Origin of the sequence: Vibrio sp. 1727 (genome assembly GCF_033344415.1) — a bacterium.
Lineage (GTDB): Bacteria > Pseudomonadota > Gammaproteobacteria > Enterobacterales > Vibrionaceae > Vibrio > Vibrio alginolyticus.
Window position 1 is genome coordinate 1 of record NZ_JAWPOT010000259.1, and the last position, 705, is coordinate 705.

The following is a 705-nucleotide window of genomic DNA, read 5'->3' on the forward strand; positions in this document are numbered from 1 at the left end:
TCTTCATCACTTCGGCTAACTGCTCCGGTCGAATCAAATCACTGATGTATCGGCGCTGAGCCTGAGACAAAGCGTGCTTCGCATGATGGTTAAACAGTGCGAACAAACAACCGTCTTCCGTTCGACTGCGTTTACTCGCTGGGGAGGTTTCACTGTTCGGTGTCGACATGTAGTGACCGCACATGTCATCAACAAGGACTGGCTGTGGTTGCAGAGTATTCGCAGCGAGCGATGGGTTCTCCATCTTTTCATCGTTGACGATCCAGATCGTCACCAAATCCGTTAATACTCGACACGCGTAATAGCCATCAAACGCTTGCAGTTTCAAACGGTTTTCACTGTGTTCAACGACGGAAAATGGCCCACTCCCCACCACCAACTTGTTGTTCGCAACGTTCACCTGACTCACGGGCTGAATGCCATATTTCACACCAGAAATAAGCCCAGCAAAACCCAAGTCAGGTCGGTTAAGTGTAAACACCACTTTGAGAGGATTTAGCGCAGTCACGTTTGCCACATGCGCGAGTTCTTTCTCGTAGTATTCTAGTGAGCTCAATTTGGCAAACAAACTCACCACCGTGTCGGCATCGATTGGGTTGCCATTATGGAAGGTAAGCCCGGGGCGAAGGTAAAACGTCCATTCAAATTTTTGCTCATCGTATCGCCAATGGTGCGCCAGCTCTGGTTTTACGCGCCCGTAATAAT

The 705-nt window shown here is 49.2% G+C and carries 1 protein-coding gene; it reads right to left on the reverse strand.

Annotation, left to right across the window (positions count from 1 at the left end; genetic code table 11):
- A partial coding sequence (locus tag R8O10_RS25125) for an ABC transporter substrate-binding protein (RefSeq protein WP_318191943.1) occupies positions 1 to 705 on the reverse strand: 705 nt, incomplete at both ends.